Source organism: Mogibacterium diversum (genome assembly GCF_938028775.1).
GTDB classification, from domain to species: Bacteria; Bacillota; Clostridia; order Peptostreptococcales; family Anaerovoracaceae; genus Mogibacterium; species Mogibacterium diversum_A.
In genome coordinates this window covers 107,223-122,814 of the sequence record NZ_CALIZG010000024.1, presented here as the reverse complement: position 1 = coordinate 122,814, position 15,592 = coordinate 107,223, and the positions used below count along the sequence as shown (strand labels likewise).

Annotated in this window: 14 protein-coding genes; 10 read left to right on the top strand and 4 right to left on the bottom strand. The window is 41.2% G+C overall.

Annotation, left to right across the window (positions count from 1 at the left end; all coding sequences use genetic code 11):
* Positions 1-12 precede the first annotated feature (12 nt).
* The 6 genes from Q7O90_RS07580 to Q7O90_RS07555 all read left to right on the top strand — a co-directional run bounded on the left by Q7O90_RS07580 (position 13) and on the right by Q7O90_RS07555 (position 6,631).
* A complete protein-coding gene (locus Q7O90_RS07580) occupies positions 13-1,443 on the top strand; it encodes a glycine--tRNA ligase (RefSeq protein ID WP_106057046.1) in 1,431 nt (476 codons plus the stop codon).
* Between the two features lie 15 nt (positions 1,444-1,458).
* On the top strand, positions 1,459-4,083 hold the full coding sequence (gene ppdK / locus Q7O90_RS07575) for a pyruvate, phosphate dikinase (RefSeq protein WP_304129083.1): 2,625 nt from the start codon (positions 1,459-1,461) through the stop codon (positions 4,081-4,083).
* A gap of 51 nt (positions 4,084-4,134) precedes the next feature.
* Positions 4,135-5,037: a YitT family protein gene (locus Q7O90_RS07570; protein ID WP_304129082.1), complete on the top strand. Its 903-nt coding sequence runs from the start codon at positions 4,135-4,137 to the stop codon at positions 5,035-5,037.
* 268 nt (positions 5,038-5,305) lie between these two features.
* A complete protein-coding gene (locus Q7O90_RS07565) occupies positions 5,306-5,629 on the top strand; it encodes a hypothetical protein (protein ID WP_304129080.1) in 324 nt (107 codons plus the stop codon).
* A 6-nt stretch (positions 5,630-5,635) separates the two neighbouring features.
* Positions 5,636-6,214, top strand: a complete 579-nt coding sequence (locus Q7O90_RS07560; RefSeq protein ID WP_304129078.1) for a hypothetical protein — start codon at positions 5,636-5,638, stop codon at positions 6,212-6,214.
* A 144-nt stretch (positions 6,215-6,358) separates the two neighbouring features.
* On the top strand, positions 6,359-6,631 hold the full coding sequence (locus Q7O90_RS07555) for a hypothetical protein (RefSeq protein WP_304129076.1): 273 nt from the start codon (positions 6,359-6,361) through the stop codon (positions 6,629-6,631).
* 39 nt (positions 6,632-6,670) lie between these two features.
* On the opposite strand, the gene Q7O90_RS07550 is transcribed toward Q7O90_RS07555, so the two are convergent.
* Entirely contained in the window at positions 6,671-7,690 is a 1,020-nt protein-coding gene (locus Q7O90_RS07550) for an LD-carboxypeptidase (RefSeq protein WP_304129074.1), read from the bottom strand.
* 19 nt (positions 7,691-7,709) lie between these two features.
* A complete protein-coding gene (locus tag Q7O90_RS07545; RefSeq protein ID WP_273068217.1) occupies positions 7,710-8,054 on the bottom strand; it encodes a DRTGG domain-containing protein in 345 nt (114 codons plus the stop codon).
* Between the two features lie 259 nt (positions 8,055-8,313).
* On the opposite strand from Q7O90_RS07545, the gene Q7O90_RS07540 reads away from it, so the two are divergent.
* From Q7O90_RS07540 to Q7O90_RS07530, 3 genes are read left to right on the top strand one after another with little or no spacing between them, the layout of a single operon-like run.
* Entirely contained in the window at positions 8,314-8,802 is a 489-nt protein-coding gene (locus Q7O90_RS07540) for an NADH-quinone oxidoreductase subunit NuoE family protein (protein WP_304129071.1), read from the top strand.
* A 54-nt stretch (positions 8,803-8,856) separates the two neighbouring features.
* Positions 8,857-10,758 carry an NADH-quinone oxidoreductase subunit NuoF gene (gene nuoF, locus Q7O90_RS07535; RefSeq protein WP_304129069.1) on the top strand — a complete coding sequence of 634 codons (1,902 nt, stop codon included), beginning with the start codon at positions 8,857-8,859 and terminating at the stop codon, positions 10,756-10,758.
* A 13-nt stretch (positions 10,759-10,771) separates the two neighbouring features.
* Positions 10,772-12,526 (top strand): NADH-dependent [FeFe] hydrogenase, group A6, encoded by a 1,755-nt coding sequence (locus Q7O90_RS07530; protein WP_304129067.1) that lies wholly within the window; start codon positions 10,772-10,774, stop codon positions 12,524-12,526.
* A gap of 143 nt (positions 12,527-12,669) precedes the next feature.
* Here Q7O90_RS07530 and Q7O90_RS07525 read toward each other — a convergent pair whose 3' ends face one another.
* Positions 12,670-14,049 carry an aminopeptidase gene (locus Q7O90_RS07525; RefSeq protein ID WP_304129065.1) on the bottom strand — a complete coding sequence of 460 codons (1,380 nt, stop codon included), beginning with the start codon at positions 14,047-14,049 and terminating at the stop codon, positions 12,670-12,672.
* Positions 14,050-14,257: 208 nt separating this feature from the next.
* Between Q7O90_RS07525 and Q7O90_RS07520 the strand changes: the two genes are divergently transcribed.
* Positions 14,258-14,704 (top strand): COG2426 family protein, encoded by a 447-nt coding sequence (locus Q7O90_RS07520; protein WP_304129063.1) that lies wholly within the window; start codon positions 14,258-14,260, stop codon positions 14,702-14,704.
* A gap of 4 nt (positions 14,705-14,708) precedes the next feature.
* Here Q7O90_RS07520 and Q7O90_RS07515 read toward each other — a convergent pair whose 3' ends face one another.
* A complete protein-coding gene (locus Q7O90_RS07515) occupies positions 14,709-15,521 on the bottom strand; it encodes a zinc dependent phospholipase C family protein (protein WP_304129061.1) in 813 nt (270 codons plus the stop codon).
* Positions 15,522-15,592: the final 71 nt, after the last annotated feature.

Genomic DNA, 15,592 nt, shown 5'->3' with positions numbered 1-15,592 from the left:
AGGTATAGACAGATGGCAATTGATAAGAGTGTAGTTCAGCCAGATAGAGTTGTAACTATGGATAAGATTACTGCTCTGGCGAAGAACAGAGGTTATATTTTCCCCGGATCAGAGATTTATGGTGGCTTAGCCAATACATGGGATTATGGACCTCTTGGAGTTACATTCAAGAACAACGTTAAGAAGGCTTGGTGGAGCAAGTTCGTCCAGCAGTCAAAATATAATGTTGGCATTGATGCTGCTATCCTCATGAATCCAGAGACGTGGGTAGCATCTGGACATGTGGGTGGCTTCTCAGACCCACTTATCGATTGCAAGAGCTGTAAAGCAAGGTTTAGAGCTGATAAGATTATTGAAGACTACCTTGTTGAAAAGGAAGGCAAGCAGATTTCATGTGACGGCTGGAGTAATGAGGAGATGGAAAAATATATCTCTGAGAACAATATTCCTTGCCCAGAGTGTGGTAAGTCTGACTTCACAGGAATTCGCAAGTTTAACTTAATGTTTAAGACTTTTCAGGGTGTAACAGAAGATTCAAAATCAGAAATCTTTCTAAGGCCTGAGACGGCACAGGGCATATTCGTTAATTTTAAGAATGTCCAGAGAACTTCTCGCAAAAAGATACCGTTTGGTATAGCACAGATAGGCAAGTCGTTCCGTAACGAAATTACGCCTGGAAACTTCACTTTCAGGACTAGAGAGTTTGAGCAGATGGAGCTAGAGTTCTTCTGCAAACCAGGAACTGATCTAGAATGGTTTGAGTATTGGAAACAATATTCAATTGATTTTCTTAAAAATCTTGGCATGAACATGGAAAATATCCGTGTTAGAGATCATGAAAAAGAAGAACTATCGCACTATAGCAATGCAACTTCAGACCTAGAATATTTATTCCCGTTCGGATGGGGAGAGCTATGGGGAATAGCGGATAGAACAGATTTCGACCTCACTAGACATCAGGAGCACTCAGGACAGGATATGAGTTATCTTGACCCTGAAACAAACGAGAGATATGTTCCATATTGTATAGAGCCATCTCTTGGAGCAGACAGAGTAGCACTCGCATTCCTAATCGATGCATATGATGAGGAAACTGTGGTTGATGGAAAGGGCAAAGAAGATACTAGAGTTGTCCTTAGACTTCACCCTGCACTTGCTCCTTACACAGTTGCAGTTCTGCCGCTATCTAAGAAACTAGAAGATGTAGCTTTGCCTATTTACGAGGAACTTAGTAAGCATTTTAACGTTGAATACGATGCTGCAGGTTCAATAGGCAAGAGATATAGAAGAGAAGATGAGATTGGAACACCTTTCTCAATCTGTGTGGATTTCGACACAGAAACCGATAAATCAGTCACTATACGCGATAGAGATACGATGGAGCAGATTCGTCTACCTCTGTCTGACGTTAGGGAGTATATAGAAAACAAATTGCAGTTTTAACTAAGGAGAAATGCCATGGAAAAATTTGTTTATTCTTTCAATGAAGGCTCTAAGGATATGAGAAGCCTTTTAGGTGGTAAGGGTGCAAACCTTGCTGAAATGACTAAGATTGGTCTGCCAGTACCGTTTGGATTTACTATTTCAACGGATGCTTGTAAAGACTATCTCGACAAAGGCGGAGTTTTATCAGAAGATATTGTTAAGGAAGTGTATGACCATCTTGCGGAACTTGAGCACGTAATGGGCAAGACTTTTGGAGATGTTGAGAATCCTCTCCTCGTATCGGTTAGATCTGGAGCTCCTGTATCGATGCCTGGTATGATGGATACTATTCTCAACCTTGGTCTTAATGACGAGTCTGTAAAAGGGCTTGCTGCAAAGACTGGAAACGAAAGATTTGCTTATGACAGCTATAGAAGATTTATCCAGATGTTTGGAGATGTAGTTCTTGAGATATCAAAAGCTAAGTTCGATTTTATCTTCGACGGCAAGAAAGAAGCAGTTGGAGCTGAGTTTGACGTTGATCTATCTCCAGAAGATCTTAAGTCTATTATCGAAGACTACAAAGCACTCGTTAAAGAAGAGCTAGGAAGAGATTTTCCACAGGATCCTAAAGACCAGCTGATGGAAGCTATCCAGGCTGTATTCCGTTCGTGGAATAACGACAGAGCTATTTTATACAGACAGCTAAACAACATTTCCGCATCTCTTGGAACTGCGGTTAATGTACAGTCCATGGTATTCGGAAATACTGGCGAAACGTCAGGAACTGGTGTTGCATTTACAAGAAGCCCTGTAAACGGAGAAAACAAGATCTTTGGTGAGTTCCTTGTAAACGCTCAGGGTGAAGATGTTGTTGCCGGAATTAGAACACCTCAGCCAATCGCAGAGATGGAGCAGGCTTTCCCTGAAGTATATGCGAAGTTTGAGTCTGTAGCCGAGATTCTGGAGAAGCATTACAAAGATATGCAGGACATGGAGTTTACCGTTGAGGATAACAAACTATTCATGCTCCAGACAAGAAATGGTAAGAGAACTGCTACTGCAGCTGTTAAGATTGCAGTGGACATGGTTGAAGAAGGGTTAATTGATAAGGAAACTGCTATACTTCGTATAGAACCAGATCAGATTAACCAGCTACTTCACCCTACATTTGATAGTGCAGAGCTAGCAACTGCAACTGCTGTTGCTAAGGGGCTTCCAGCTTCACCAGGAGCTGCTTGTGGTGAAATCGTATTCAGTGCTGACGACGCTGCAGAGGCTGCTGCATTAGGTAAGAAGGTCGTACTTGTAAGAGAGGAAACTTCGCCAGAAGACCTGGCAGGTATGGTTGCTGCTCAGGGCATCCTTACTGCAAGAGGTGGTATGACTTCTCATGCGGCTGTAGTTGCTCGTGGAATGGGTAAGTGCTGCGTTGCTGGTTGCAGTGAGGTTACAGTACATGAGTCTGCGAAGAAAATGGTTGTAAACGGCAAAGAGTACCATGAAGGAGATGTAATTTCTATCAATGGTACTGACGGAAGTGTTTATGATGTAGCTATTAAGACTGTATCACCCGAGCTATCGGGTGACTTCGGCACTATTATGAAGTGGGCTGATGATGTTAGAAATCTCGGAGTTAGAGCTAATGCTGATAACCCAAGAGATGCTAGACAGGCGCTAGAGTTTGGAGCTGAAGGAATCGGTCTTTGCAGAACGGAACACATGTTCTTTGAGGATGAAAGAATCCCTAAGATTAGAAGAATGATACTTGCTGATTCTGAGTCTGAGAGAAGAGAAGCGCTGGCAGGTCTACTTCCATATCAGAAAGGGGACTTCAAAGGTTTATATGAGGTAATGGGTGAGAGACCAGTTACTATCAGACTTTTAGATCCGCCTCTACATGAATTCCTTCCTAAGACCGAGGCTGATGTTAATCAGCTTTCAGAACAGTTTGGAATTTCTAAGGAAGCTATAGAGAAGAAGACTGTTGAGCTTCATGAGTTCAATCCTATGCTTGGTCATAGAGGTTGTCGTCTAGCTATCACTTATCCTGAAATAGCTGAGATGCAGACAGAAGCTATTCTAACTGCTGCACTTGAAGTAGCAAAGGAGAAAGGATATAAGATTAAGCCTGAAATCATGGTTCCTCTAGTAGGAAATGTTAAGGAACTGCGTTTCGTTAAGAATACAATTGATGAGACAGCTAAGAAGTGCTTCGAGAAGGCAGGGATGGAGCTCGAGTACATGGTAGGCACTATGATTGAGATTCCAAGAGCTGCTCTAACTGCAGATGAAATTGCCGAAGAAGCTGAGTTCTTCTCATTCGGAACTAACGACCTAACTCAGATGGGATTTGGATTCTCTCGTGATGATACGGGTAACATCATTAAAGAATATATCAATGATGGTATACTTGAGAGAGACCCATTCCAGTCTCTAGATCAGAAGGGTATAGGAAAGCTAGTTAAGATGGCTTGTGAAGGTGGAAAAGAGACTAGACCAAATATCAAGCTGGGTGTTTGTGGAGAGCACGGTGGAGATCCTGATACTATTGAGTTTATGTATAAGACTGGACTTCAATACGTATCTTGCTCACCATTCAGAGTTCCAATCGCAAGACTTGCTGCTGCACAGGCAACAATCAAGAATCGTAAATAGTATCTATCGGTGAAGCATCCGCTATGGATGCTTCACCATAAATTTTTTGAAATGAACTGGTTTAATAAATTTGAAGATAAATGGAATGGATTATCAAGTACAATACTGATAATCCTAGGAAACTTAATCTATGCGTTCAGCATAAACCTTCTAATTACACCGATGCATCTTTATAACGGTGGCTTTCTCGGAATATCCCAGATTGTAAGACATTTAATTGTCGCTAATACTGGCGTTAGAACGATATATGGACTTGATTTCACGGGGATTATCTACTTCTTGATAAATATTCCTTTATTTTTGTATGCGTACTCATCAGCTGGCTTTAAATTTGCGACAAAGACCCTGATTTCAATAGGTATATCGTCGGTTTGCCTTACGCTTGTCCCAGTACCAAAGGTCCCTTACATTGATGACTACCTTACTGCTTGCGTGGTAGCAGGTGTTATCGGAGGAATAGGAACCGGAATGATTTTAAGGGGTGGAAGTTCCACTGGTGGCCCAGACATCATTGCAGTGTGCATGGCAAAAAAGAATCCAAACGTTAGTGTAGGGATGCTTAATAATGTTGTGAATTTTGCTGTATATGGTTGTTGCTTATTGCTATTTAATGTAAAGATAGCAGTTTATTCCTTCATTTACTCTGCTATCAAAGCGATGTTTATAGATAGGATGCACACCCAAAATATCAAGACAGAGGTGCTGATTATTACTAAGGAAGAAGGCATCGAAAAAATTCTTACTGAAGAATTAAACAGAGGTGTTACTAGCTGGAAGGGAACAGGAGCATATACAGGAGATGAGGTAAATATAATTCTAACGCTCGTCTCGAAATATGAAATTGAACATCTTAAGGGAATCGTTCACGATATTGATCCTCATGCATTTCTAATGATGTCAGAAGGAGAAAATATAGTGGGGAATTTTAAGAGACACATAGGGGTCGGCGAATAGCAAAAGGCTGCGAGCATTGGCAAATAGTTTCGTTTACTTGACGAATTACATTAACACTGTGTAACATGACATTATTAGAAAAGTTTTGCAAACTTTACTATATTTTTACTATATTGAAGATAAGAAAAGTGAGAATTAATCTATGCGTTTTTTAATCGAACACCCATGGGTAGTAATAGTGGCGTTGTCGGTATTGTTCTATATAAGTGTGGGTATATTGCATTATAAGAACACTAAACGGCGGAAAGCATTTAATACTATTAAGAGCATGAAACGCGATAAGGAGCTGTCGAAGGTATACCTTAGAATCGATAACGGTTATGGTGAATTCTATGATATGTCATTTTCAGCTGATGGAGATAACTGGTCATCTGGAGTTTTATTTTCAGATGAGTTTTTAACGCCGTCTATTTTGATGCCTCCAGGAGAGTACGAGATAAGATTCTCAATTAAAGCCCGCTCTGGGATATCGGCATATTACAAGAAAAAAGGACCTTTTTACACGGCGGTCTTAGTAAAACCGTTTACTGACACGATGATTGTGTTTGATAATGATACATTAGCTAGTTGGCAAGAAGATTTAAAGGAGTAAAGTTACATGAGTGATCTAAGAATCAATTTTATCGACAACTGGGAGAAGAAGGACGTGGACTTAGAAGAGCTAAGGCGCGCTCTTGAGGATGGAAACTCATCTGTTTACAATGATGCAAGCCTTAAGAAGGTGTCTGCTAAGTGGAAGAAGTTCAAGGAGAGAGGTGTATCTAATCTATACCTTCTAAAGGAACTAGATGATGATGGTGTTGCATGTGCAATGTATGCTTATTCGATTGCTGATGGAGTTATAGATGATGAGACGCTAGAGAAGCTAAGAGAAATATGTGCTCAGAATCTATCTTCTGGCGAAATGAGAGCTGATGGCTCATTCTCGAAACCAAATGAGTGGTGGGATACAAATCCTGGACGGTCTATCAAAGCTGTTGAATCGGGTTCTGCGGATAGTTTGCATCAGTATCTGGGTGCTGAACTATATCCAAAGGGAATCGTGCTAAGCTCGAGAAGCATTAAGTCGAAGCATGCAGGTGAGTTAGCTTGTTCAGCTATCGCATGGGGCGTAAGTGCATCGATATTTAAGAAGGGTGCATACATGAGCGTTCTAATTCATAATGATGCGCTATAAATATTGATTTTAGGGTTTAATAGTTTTAAGTAAATAAGGTAGATGTGGTCAACATCTACCTTTTACTTTTATAAATTTACAGTTTTGTTATATACATAGGATTATTGATTGAAAGCCTATGTGAGTATTTGATACATGTAATAAATGAATACAGTTAGACCGGAAATAGTGACAATAAAAAGCAGTGCTAACAAAATTAGAAGAATGATTTTAGGTCTATCATCAGGGTTTCTCCAACGTGGTTTTTCCTTCAATGTAAATACCCTTAATAATATTAAAAATGCACTTCCTAATGAAATTGATGCCGTTCCTAATACGATGAATGTTATTAGACAGATAACAGTTAAAAATAAAATACCACAAAAGAAAAACAAAACTATAATACTCATTAATTCCCTCCACACATCTTATGAATAGATGATTAATATTTATTGTACATTTATTTTGATTAACTGTCTACACCAGCGCCTGCTCCAGCGTGCCTTTGCCCTGCGCACATGTAACTCTGCCGTACGCACCATTTATAACTGTAAAGCATGGCTTTACATGGCCGATGTCAGCATTCCAAATGAATGGAATATCCGGAATAGCTTGACGTAGCTGTGCTATATATTCCTCGTCTGATTTGTCTCCGAACATAGTTCTCCCAAACACTATCGCTTTTGTGCCTTTAAAGTAACCGCAGTACCTCATCTGCATAATTGTGAGGTATAGGTCAAATGAAGTCATCGCAAAATTATCTAGGAACCATATTTTATGAGGATATTTCTTTACAAATGACTTGGTGCCATCGAAAGGAGTTCCTATTAGTTTTGCAATGCAATCTATGCATCCTCCTATAAGTCGCCCCTCAGCTATTAGCCTTGGTGAATCAGCGGCGGATGATTTATCTATTACCATATCTGCACCTGGAATTGATAACATCCAATTTACGTCACCGTCAAGAACCGCATCCTGGACGCTAAAGTCGGTGTTAGAGTCATACTTATCGAATGAGTATTGTTTTATAGTGTTGCCGCGCATAAGCTCGAGTGAATTCTTCTGGAACTCGTGAAGTGTATCCCAGTCAAAGCTACCTGCATTAAAACCGTACATCGTAGCTATGTCGAGTTTAGTAGTTACGTAGTACATAATGTTAGTGGGGTCGCTTGCACCGGCAATCCACTTGGGGTAATTAGCCAACGTCTCTGTATCTAAGTAAGGTAATATTTCGATGTTATAATTACCGCCCGCTGCGGAAACAATCATTTCGACATCAGGATTCTGTACGAGAAAGTTAAACTCTTCACCGCGAGTCTTAGCATCAGCAGATCTTACATTGTCATTTCTAACACTAGCTGTCTCTATGATGTCAAAGCCCGATGATTTTAAGGCTGCTAATGATTTGTCAAACAATTTAATTTTGTGACCAACTCCAGCACTCGGTGCACAGATTCCAAGTGCAGAGCCTTGTTCAGGAAATTTAGGGAAAATCATACAGTCCTCCTTATTTATGCTAAAATGCACCCTGTAAGCCGCTACTATAAAGCTTTCCACAGGTTACGTACATCGAGAAAGTTGAACGAAGTAACGTGATTCCTAGTGAATTTGCAAGAGCCACAAGGGATGGCTCTGGTTCGTAGATGCCAATCAGAATAACGCACTGAACGCCTTTCATTTCAGCGGTTTTAAGGATCTGAGGGTTATATACTGCAGTAATTAATATCGATTTATCGCTTGCATACGTTACGATATGACTAATTACATCAGATGAAAAGGCATTAACTAGTTCAAGATTTAAATCTGGATTTTTGGTTAGGATCTTTCCTTCTATAATAGAATTAATTTCAAGTAGTGTCATTTTGTCCTCCCTAGTCAACGCATATATAGATACAATTATGCTTATATTATACGTTACACAAATATCAATTGCGAGTGGATTTATCGAAAAAAGCTGTGGATAATTTAATCTAAAGGTACAGTGAAATGAATGGTTTCATCACATAGATAGATTCGTAACTATCATTGAAATAAATAAATTTAATATATATAATTAATTAAACATATGATTTAATTTTGTTAAATATAGCTAACTGATTTGGTTGAAGGAGGTTCTAGATATGAAGGTTTCGAATGTCCCATTCAAGGGCACACCTGAGCAAGAACAACAATTACTAAAGATTATTGATGAGCTCAAAGGTGAGAAAGGTTGCTTAATGCCTATTATGCAGCATGCACAGGAGATATATGGGTATCTCCCATATCAGGTTCAGAAAATAATTTCCGATGAAACGGGTTTTCCTATGGAGAAGGTATATGGTGTAGCTACATTCTATGCTCAGTTCTCAATGTCACCTAAGGGTGAACATGAAGTTTCAGTCTGTCTAGGCACTGCATGCTATGTTAAGGGTGCAGGAGATATATTTGATAAGTGTGTTGAGGAACTCAAGATTGGTGATGGAGAATGCACACCGGATGGAAAATTCTCCTTAGATTCATGCCGCTGCGTTGGGGCTTGTGGACTTGCTCCAGTAGTTATCGTTGGCGGAGACGTGTATGGCAAAATGACTGCGGATAAAATCCCAGAGGTTCTTGCTAAATACATGTAGTTTTCGGTTGTAAATGATACGCTTAGCAGCGTTGTGTAGACTATGGAGGTTATTATGAAATCGCTTAATGAACTTAGAGCCATCAAGAATAAGATGATGTGCCAAGTAAACCTCAGGCTAGGTGGTGAAGCAGCTATCCATGCTGAGGCTGAGGAGGCACAGGTTCATAAGAATTATATACTTGTGTGCGGAGGGACAGGATGTACATCTAATCATAGCTTAGATGTAGTTAAAGCTTTCGAGACTCACCTCAAAGAGCATGGACTTCAAGATGATGTGAAAATCATCCAGACAGGATGTCTTGGTCTATGTGCTAAAGGTCCTGTAGTTGTAGTTCATCCTGGCTCTGTTTACTATGAAGAAGTTGATCCTGAGAAGGTAGAGGCAATTGTAAACGAGCACATCGTTGGTGGTGTTCCAACTGACAAATACATGCTCAAAGAAGAGACTACTGATGGAAGTCCGGCAAAGACAATGACAGAGTCCGACTTCTATACTAAGCAGGAGAGAATTGCACTTAGAAACTGTGGAGTTATTGATCCAGAGAACATCGATGAATATATAGCTACAGGCGGATACGAGGCACTAGGAAGATGCTTAACTGAGATGACTCCAGATGAAGTTATTCAGACTGTTCTAGACAGTGGCATCAGGGGCCGTGGTGGTGCAGGATTCCCAACAGGAAAGAAATGGAAGTTCGCATCTGGCAATAGAGGAGAAGTCCAGAAATACGTATGTTGTAATGCAGATGAGGGAGATCCAGGAGCATTCATGGATCGTTCGATATTAGAGGGAGATCCACACTCAGTATTTGAGGCTATGGCTATTGCAGGATATGCAATTGGCGCTGATCAGGGATATATCTATGTTCGTGCTGAGTATCCGATAGCTGTTAACAGACTAGAGATTGCGCTTAAGCAGGCTAGGGAATATGGACTGATTGGCAAGGACATATTTGGTACGGGATTTAACTTTGATATCGACTTAAGGCTCGGTGCGGGAGCATTCGTCTGTGGAGAGGAAACTGCTCTTCTAACTTCTATCGAAGGAAATAGAGGTGAACCACATCCTCGTCCACCATTCCCTGCTGTAAAGGGATTGTTCGGATGTCCAACAATCCTTAATAACGTTGAAACTTACGCCAATATTCCGGTGATATTTAACAAGGGCCCAGAATGGTTCAGTTCTCTCGGAACAGAGCTATCCCCAGGGACTAAGGTATTCGCTTTAGGGGGTAAGATTAACAATACAGGGCTTGTAGAGGTTCCGATGGGCACAACCCTGCGTGATGTAGTTGAAAATATCGGGGGCGGAGTTCCAAACGGCAAGAAATTTAAAGCTGCCCAGACCGGTGGTCCATCTGGCGGATGTATACCTAGCACATACTATGATATACCTATCGACTTCGAGAACCTTAAGAGCATCGGATGTATGATGGGCTCTGGCGGTCTTATAGTAATGGATGAAGATAGCTGTATGGTTGACATCGCAAAGTTCTTCCTAGAATTTACGGTTAGTGAATCCTGCGGTAAGTGTACACCTTGTAGAGTTGGAACTAAGAGAATGCTCGAAATACTAACAAGAATTTCCGAGGGAAAAGGTGAGATGGAAGACCTTGAAAAGCTCGAGGAATTGGCTAACTTTATTCAAACTAACTCGCTATGTGGACTTGGTCAGACAGCACCAAACCCAGTTCTTTCGACAATGAGATTCTTTAGAGATGAGTACGTTGCACATATAAAGGATAAGACTTGTCCTGCGGGTGTCTGTAAGAAGCTGCTCAAGTATAGCATCATTGAAGACAAGTGTAAGGGATGTACTCTCTGCGCTAGAAACTGCCCAGTTGACGCTATCTCTGGTGCAGTTAAGACACCTCACGTAATTGATACTGCTAAGTGTATCAAGTGTGGAGCATGTATGGATAACTGCAGATTCGGCGCAATAATCAGAAAGTAGTGGAGGAAACGAGATGTCAGATGTTAAAGTAACAATTGATAACATGGAGGTTAATGTTCCTGAAGGTTCTACGCTACTCGAAGCAGCGCACATCGCAGGAGTTGATATCCCTACGCTATGTTATCTAAAGGATGTAAATGAAATCGGTGCATGTAGAATGTGCCTATGTGAAGTAGAGGGTGCTCGTGCACTTGCGGCAGCATGTGTATTCCCTGTATTTGACGGAATGGTTGCACGTACTAATACACCGAAGATAGTTGAGTATAGAAGAAAGAATTTGCAGCTGCTCTTATCAGATCACAACATGGACTGCCTAGGTTGCTTCAGAAGTGGTAATTGTGAGCTTCTAAAGCTATGTAGAAGGTACGGGGTAGATGATACTGAGTACTATAAGGGGGCAAAGAATCATTCCGTAATAGAAGACAGTTCTAAGTCAATTGTTCGTGATAATAGCAAGTGTATACTATGTCGTCGGTGCATAGGAGCATGTAATAACCTACAGAGTATCGGAGTAATCGGGACTAACAAGAGAGGCTTTGATACTTACGTTGGAACGACTTTCAACATTCCTTTAGCTGAGACTAGCTGCGTAAACTGTGGTCAGTGTATCGTTGCTTGTCCAGTAGGTGCTCTATATGAGAAGGATTCTATCACGCAGGTTAAGGAAGCGATTGAAGACCCAGATAAATTCGTAGTCGTCCAAGCTGCACCTTCTACCAGAGTTGCAATCGCTGAGTGCTTTGATCAACCGATAGGTACGGAAGTAGAAGGGAAACTGTCAGCAGCGCTTCACAGGCTAGGTTTTGATAGAGTTTTTGATACAAATTTCTCTGCTGACCTCACCATCGTTGAGGAAGCAAATGAGCTAGTTGAGAGAGTTAAAGGAGGCGGAGTACTTCCTATGATTACATCTTGCTCTCCTGGTTGGGTTAAGTTCTGCGAACACTATTACCCTGAATTAATTCCTAATCTATCAACATGTAAGTCACCGCAGCAGATGTTCGGTGCTGTAACAAAGTCGTACTATGCAGATGTTATGGGTATCCCAGTAGACAAAATCGTGTCTGTAAGCGTCATGCCATGTACAGCTAAGAAACATGAGCTTGGAAGAGATGATCAGGGTGCTGATGGATATCAGGATGTTGATTACTCGCTTACAACTCGTGAGCTTGCGAGAATGATAAAGATGGCTGGTATCGAGTTTATGAAGCTTGAAGATGAGCCTTATGATAATCCACTTGGTGAATACACTGGAGCTGGAGTAATCTTTGGTGCTACTGGTGGTGTAATGGAAGCAGCGCTTAGAACGGCTGTAGAAAAGCTTACAGGCGAAGAGCTTGTAGACCTTGACTTTGTAGATGTTCGCGGCGTAAAGGGCGTAAAAGAGGCTGAATACGAATTACAGGGCAAGAAGGTTAAGGTTGCTGTTGCCAGCGGTCTGGCAAACGCCAGGATAATTATGGATAAGGTAAAGGCAGGAGAAGCTGACTATACCTTCATAGAAATCATGGGATGTCCTGGTGGCTGTGTAAATGGTGGTGGACAGCCACATGTGGACTCACAGGTTAGAAACTTCATTGATGTCAGAGCTGAACGAGCAAAAGGTCTATATACCTTGGATAAGAATGCTCCAATCCGTAAGGCTCATGAGAATCCAGTAATCATTAAAATGTACGATGATTATCTCGGAGTTCCAGGAGGAGAGAAGGCACATCACTTACTACATACTTCATATGTAAATAGAGGTGTGAATAAGCAGGCTGACTAATTATTGATAAAGATTACAATACCCCGTCTCCTATGGAGACGGGGTATTCTTCGTAATTACCATTATAGTAGGTATGACATGTAAGTGGTTGAAATTTATCTCAACAATTCATAGTTCTGATAGATAAATCAATATTTTTGAGACTATGCCTCGATGATAAACGCCTTATACCCTTTGTATGCTTCATATACATCAGACTTACTAACTGCTTCGTATGGAGCATGCATGTTAAGCACTGCGATTCCGCTATCTACAACTTCCATGCCGTAAAGTGCCAAGATGTAAGCAATAGTACCACCGCCACCAACATCTACTTTGCCGAGCTCAGCTGATTGGAACATTACATTGTGCTTATGCATGATTGCTCTAAGCTTGCCGAGATACTCAGCATTAGCATCGTTAGAGCCACCTTTCCCTCTGCTTCCTGTGTACTTGTTGAACACAATTCCTCTGCCGAAGAGAGCAGCATTTCTCTTGCTGAACTTATCTGCATACATAGGATCGTAAGTTGCACTTACATCGGATGAGAGCATACGAGAATTTCTTAGAACACGAGCTGCATTTAGCTCTGTGTAAATTCCTAGTCTATCTAGTAGCTCTCTAACTATATCCTCGAAGAAGTGAGACTGCATACCTGTAGCCCCATAACTTCCGATTTCCTCTTTGTCTACAAAGAGTCCACAGGTAGTGGTCTTTGGATTTTCAACTTCGAAAAGAGCAACAGCCGAAGTGTACGCACAAGATCTATCGTCGTGTCCATATCCAAGGATAAGACTTCTATCTAGACCTGCTTCTCTGGCTCTTCCAGCTGGCACGGCCTCAATCTCAGCCGACCAGAAATCATCTTCTTCGATATCGTACTTGTCCTTGAGGAGCTTTAGTACGTTAGCCTTCACTGCAGATTCACTCTCGCTGTCAAGAGGCTGTGTGCCGAAGACGATATCCATGTTCTCGCCATCGATCAGCTTGGCTGCTGTAAGCTGCATCTGATCCTGAGCCAGGTGAATTAATAGGTCGCTGATGAAGAAAACTGGGTCTGATGGATCCTCGCCTATATTTACATTAACAACGGTTCCGTCCTTTTTGGCAATTACGCCGTGAAGTGCAAGAGGCATGGTAACCCACTGGTACTTCTTGATGCCACCATAGTACTGTGTATCTAGATAAGCGAATTCATCAGTCTCGTATAGTGGATTCTGCTTTAAATCGATTCTAGGTGAGTCGATGTGAGCCCCGAGGATGTTCATACCGCGATTAACGATGTCTTCGCCTATGTTAAATGTAACAAGACACTTATTCATGTTAACTGCGTAGACCTTGCTACCTACGCTCAAAGTTTCATTATTTTTAATCACCTCATTTAGGTTGCGATATCCATGAGCTTCTGCCATCTTGACTAGTAGCTCCGTGCACTCGCGTTCAGTCTTCCCTTCTGAAATGAAATCTATGTATCCCTTGTTTAAATTCTCGAGAGCTTTAAGCTCCTCTGGAGAGTAGTTATTCCATGCGTTTTTATCTTTCATAATGTACCTCCTATAGTATGTAAATGGTAGCACAAAAGGTATTTAAGTACAATCAATCTGTGTGAGGGTATTATGAATTGATAGAGATATCGGCGTATGCTACAATAAATGAGTTAAATATAATATATAAATATCAATCAAATCTAGAGAGTATAAATTTACAGGTATTTTTTTCAGCTATATAGTAACTGTGAGAAAGGAAGGGTAGATGCTAAAAACGTTTCTTATGGCGATGGTGCCTATTATAGAGCTACGTGGGGCAATACCGTATGGTGCTGGAATTGCAGGACTGCCAATTTGGCAAGCGGCATTAATTGCGGTGCTCGGCAATCTGCTGCCAGTTCCGTTTCTCGTCGTTTTTACAAGGGACGTATTTGCGTGGATGCGCAAGAAGTCTGACAAGCTCAACAACATAGTCCTTAGGATGGAGCGAAAAGCTGATAAGAACAAGGACGTTGTCCTGAGGTATGAGTTCTGGGGGCTTGTGATTCTCGTAGCGATTCCACTTCCAGGGACTGGAGCATGGACAGGTGCTCTAGTTGCCACCATGATGGACATGCAGCTCAAAAGAGCGTTCCCTGCAATTGCCCTAGGTGTAGTCGTCGCTGCATTTATAGTTACATGGGTAACGTACGGAGCATCGATATTTTTATAGAGTTTTAGTGTTTCTTGCCTAGATAATCTAGTTCATAGCGACTAAGGTCTGGTTGATCAGCATCAATCAGACTTTTTCTTATGTATTCGATTTCAGAAACAGCCTTGTCTATGGCCATTTCGTACTTCTTCCAAATTTCAGCATTGCTCTCCGCTGAGCGAAGATCATATTCGTTAGATGCTACCATGTCGCATTGTTTCATTGTTACTCTGTTAGAAGCGAGGATTGAGAGAAGTCTTCTGCGAAGGAAGTCATTCTTTGTTCCGAGTATTAGAATTGAACGCCTCATATCTCTAGTTGCTAGCTGCATCTGACTAGCGGTAGGGGTTTCATAAAAAGGTGCCATTATTGAACCGAGATTTTTCCTCACTGGCGCAACGAGCTTTAGCTCAATAGTAAATGGCGTAAGGTCGTGCTGTTCTAGCACATAGTGATCAAACTCTCTTTCGACCAAGCTGTGTGACATACCAGTTGTTTTTACGTAATTATTAATAATAGGGTGACATAGAGAATCTAGTATATAGTGACACATCGCACCATATAAATAGCTGATTTTCTCTACAGTAGGAGATTCTTGAACAACCTTAAAGGCATGTTTAAAGAAGGATGAACCAGGACTATGATGAATAGTTGCACCTTCTTTATTAAGGATGCTTGGAAATATCGGTCTATAAAATGCAAGGATATCAGGTCCTTGGAGCCCGAATACAAATGCCGCATATGAATCGGCATTTGTATTAATTAACCTCTCAGTATCAGCAGGTAACTTGCTTAGAACAGTTCTTCCGAACAGATAGTGTGCGTTATGTGCAGGCATGATGACCTCCTATATATCTTATAAATAAATGAGCCGTGGGCAACCATAATGCTCACGGCCAATAAAATCTA

Coding starts and splice junctions, on each gene's coding strand:
- Q7O90_RS07580 (WP_106057046.1), top strand. CDS start 13: ATGGCAATTGATAAGAGTGTAGTTCAGCCAGATAGAGTTGTAACTATG.
- ppdK (WP_304129083.1), top strand. CDS start 1,459: ATGGAAAAATTTGTTTATTCTTTCAATGAAGGCTCTAAGGATATGAGA.
- Q7O90_RS07570 (WP_304129082.1), top strand. CDS start 4,135: ATGAACTGGTTTAATAAATTTGAAGATAAATGGAATGGATTATCAAGT.
- Q7O90_RS07565 (WP_304129080.1), top strand. CDS start 5,306: ATGAAACGCGATAAGGAGCTGTCGAAGGTATACCTTAGAATCGATAAC.
- Q7O90_RS07560 (WP_304129078.1), top strand. CDS start 5,636: ATGAGTGATCTAAGAATCAATTTTATCGACAACTGGGAGAAGAAGGAC.
- Q7O90_RS07555 (WP_304129076.1), top strand. CDS start 6,359: ATGAATACAGTTAGACCGGAAATAGTGACAATAAAAAGCAGTGCTAAC.
- Q7O90_RS07550 (WP_304129074.1), bottom strand. CDS start 7,690: ATGATTTTCCCTAAATTTCCTGAACAAGGCTCTGCACTTGGAATCTGT.
- Q7O90_RS07545 (WP_273068217.1), bottom strand. CDS start 8,054: ATGACACTACTTGAAATTAATTCTATTATAGAAGGAAAGATCCTAACC.
- Q7O90_RS07540 (WP_304129071.1), top strand. CDS start 8,314: ATGAAGGTTTCGAATGTCCCATTCAAGGGCACACCTGAGCAAGAACAA.
- nuoF (WP_304129069.1), top strand. CDS start 8,857: ATGAAATCGCTTAATGAACTTAGAGCCATCAAGAATAAGATGATGTGC.
- Q7O90_RS07530 (WP_304129067.1), top strand. CDS start 10,772: ATGTCAGATGTTAAAGTAACAATTGATAACATGGAGGTTAATGTTCCT.
- Q7O90_RS07525 (WP_304129065.1), bottom strand. CDS start 14,049: ATGAAAGATAAAAACGCATGGAATAACTACTCTCCAGAGGAGCTTAAA.
- Q7O90_RS07520 (WP_304129063.1), top strand. CDS start 14,258: ATGCTAAAAACGTTTCTTATGGCGATGGTGCCTATTATAGAGCTACGT.
- Q7O90_RS07515 (WP_304129061.1), bottom strand. CDS start 15,521: ATGCCTGCACATAACGCACACTATCTGTTCGGAAGAACTGTTCTAAGC.